The 2887-nt window shown below is 39.2% G+C and carries 2 protein-coding genes; both read right to left on the bottom strand.

Going from position 1 to position 2887, the window contains the following annotated elements; all coding sequences use genetic code 11:
• A partial coding sequence (locus PMAL9190_RS19690) for an Orn/Lys/Arg decarboxylase N-terminal domain-containing protein (RefSeq protein ID WP_306341484.1) occupies nucleotides 1-673 on the bottom strand: 673 nt, incomplete at its 3' end.
• A 178-nt stretch (nucleotides 674-851) separates the two neighbouring features.
• Nucleotides 852-2177 carry a putrescine-ornithine antiporter gene (gene potE, locus PMAL9190_RS19695; RefSeq protein WP_087846964.1) on the bottom strand — a complete coding sequence of 442 codons (1326 nt, stop codon included), beginning with the start codon at nucleotides 2175-2177 and terminating at the stop codon, nucleotides 852-854.
• Nucleotides 2178-2887 lie beyond the last annotated feature (710 nt).

Below are 2887 nucleotides of genomic sequence, written 5' to 3' on the forward strand. Positions count from 1 at the left end.
CAGCTTCAACTTCTGAATCTTTAAATGCGCCACTGTGGTCAAGTAATGAACCTAGTGCAGCACGCTCGATACCCATATCGGTACGGAACAAGTTTTCGCCGAAGAATTCAAAGAATTGGTTACCAGCAGGGGTCTTAGTAAAACCGATCCCCCCTTGGTGACCTGGAGCAGACCATGAGTATTCATGGATATTGTTGTAGTGCATCATCGCTTTCATGAACGGTGGTAGCACTTGAGCACGGTAACGGCGCATTGAAGCAACGATACGGCCAGCGACGAAATCAGCAGTGTCTTCTAGTACAGAATAGCACTCATCAACACGCTCCATTAATTGACGGTTGTTAAGAATGGACGTACGTGCGCGTTCTGCAAGTAGAAATACTGGCACTTCAGATTGACGTGCTTGTAGTGCTGCTAACAAATCAACTTCTTCGTTAGAGCTAACGATTTGCTCTTCAGTTTTTTCTAGTGCTAATACTAGGCTATCGATTTGAGTCGACATAATAACCGCACGTGCATCTTCATAAGAAGTCGCAGTGATAATGCCGATACTGCGATTCTGTAACTCTGTAATTAGCGATTTAGTGGCACGATCTGCAAAGCTGTTTGGAGTAATGTTCTGGTGCTCAATAACGAGAGTACGCATTTTGCTGGTTATATAATTGTTGTTCATAATAACGCCTGAATAAAATGATGACTGACATGTTTTATTTCGCCATTAATATGACGTAATAAAACGCGTTATGAATTTAATAAATAGGGAATAAATAAAGCTGATTATTAATAAGGGTATTAATGGTTAGCATGTTTATTATTTATTCCCATTCTCACTTTTGTTAGGTATTAATAAATTAATTCGTTTTAGTTTCTGGTTTTGTATCACGAGCAGCAATGAAGCCATAGAATATATAACCTAGTAGCATCAGAATGGTACCGCCGAATACTGCGGTTGCACCACAAGCATAGACACCATAGATACTGTAAAGAACGGCTAATGTACCCACGGTAGCACCAATACGATATTGCTTTTGAGATACCATGTTCTTGCGAAGTAGTACTTCCAAACCTGTCATTGATAGGATGTAAGGCACCATGTTTATGAATACGGCAAGGTTCAATAGTGCGTTGAACTGGCTGATCAAGTTAGGAGAGATAGTCATTACTGCGAGTAAAATCTCAGCTGCTAGCATGATTAACATACCTGCAATTGGTACGCCTGCTTTGTTGGTTTTAGCAAAGATTTTAGGGAATAGACCTTCATCTGCCGCAGCCTTAGAAACCTGTGCGTTAGTGAACTGCCAGCCAAGTAGTGAGCCGATACATGCGATAACCGCGGCTAGAGTAACGATGTTACCTACCATAGGGTTAAACATGTGGCTAAATACTAGGCCAAACGGTGCAGTTGATGCTGCAAGTTCTGAGTTAGGAATAATACCTTGAATAACACCTGTCGATGCGATGTAAACGATCGCTGCGAAACCTGTACCAAAGAGTACTGCAAGTGGTACGTTACGCTCTGGGTTTTCAACCGCGTCAGAGTTAGCACCTGCAGATTCAATACCTAGGAAAGCCCATAAAGTCAATGCGATACCAGAAGATACAGAGTGCATAGTGGTGTCGTTATGTGGGTTCCATGCATTCATGAATGTTTGTGGATCGAACCACCACCAACCAATGATAGACAGACCCGCAACCGGAATAATGATCCCCCAAACCGTGAACGCTGAGATTTGACCAGTGATTTTCGCACCGCCAAAGTTAGCTACCATAGTGAAGACAAGAATCGCAACCACACCGAAGAATGTGTGCATCGGTGTATCAAGCCAAGGTATAAATGGTTTGATATAACCCAACGCTGAAACGGCAATCGCCACACAGCTAATAACTAAACACACGTAATAAGTATAAGAGGAAATGAAAAAAGAGGATTTACCGTGTGCTTCTTGTGCGTAAGCTGACATACCGCCAGAGCGTTTACAAAGTGCACCACACTTAGCGAACGTGTAAGCAATACACATTGCGCCTAACGCAGTCACAATCCAAGACAACATTGAAATTGCACCAACTTGCGCCAAGCTTGCTGGTAGCATAATAATACCAGAGCCCATCATGTTAACTGCAACAAGTACAGTTAAGCCAACGAGTCCCATTTTTTTAGTGCCAGTTTCCGATGACATTATATTCACCTATGATTTGAAGGGAGATAAATCTATTTTAAAAAAGGATTTGTCTTTTATTTAAATAAATCGATTCCATGGTGAGTTATTTGTTATTGTGGTGATAAACCCTTAATTATTTCAAATTAAATATTTATTACCGAGATAATTGCAATATAGCTATTTAGATTGAATACCTTCAATCTAAATACTTCTCTTTTGCTCGACCCAATATAGGTCGCTATTTTGATAAAAACAAAAATTTATCAATGAAAAAAATATTTTAGCAATGATCTTATCAATCATTAATGGTATCGAAATTCGTTCATTTTGTTTAATTATTGGATTTTATTTGGCGTTTTTTTTTGGTTTTTTTTTGAAAGTTATTTTATTTCAATGGTTTGAGTGTTTTTGTGGGCGGCGGTTTAAAATGTGGATTCATTGCATATTTATGCAATATTACACATTAAAAAATGGGGGAAATAATTTTAAATATTAAAAAAGCGAGTAATTATATTTGTATAAATTATTTTTTAGTCTATCAGGCCGATAGATTGGTTGAGGTTGGGCTATCTTTAACAATAAAAAAAATCCCCCGCTATGATTAGCGAGGGATTGGTAGGGTAGTCACATTATCGCATTAAGCGATTATAGTGCGTCTTTTTTGATACAAAGAACGTGGTATTTACCGTCTTCGATCTCAGCGCCTTCAGTTTCGTGTTCAAAACCTG

It is taken from the genome of Photobacterium malacitanum, from assembly GCF_900185615.1.
Classification (GTDB): domain Bacteria; phylum Pseudomonadota; class Gammaproteobacteria; order Enterobacterales; family Vibrionaceae; genus Photobacterium; species Photobacterium malacitanum.

Bases quoted from the DNA above. Each gene is read 5' to 3' on its own strand.
- potE (WP_087846964.1), bottom strand. From the start codon at position 2,177: ATGTCATCGGAAACTGGCACTAAAAAAATGGGACTCGTTGGCTTAACT.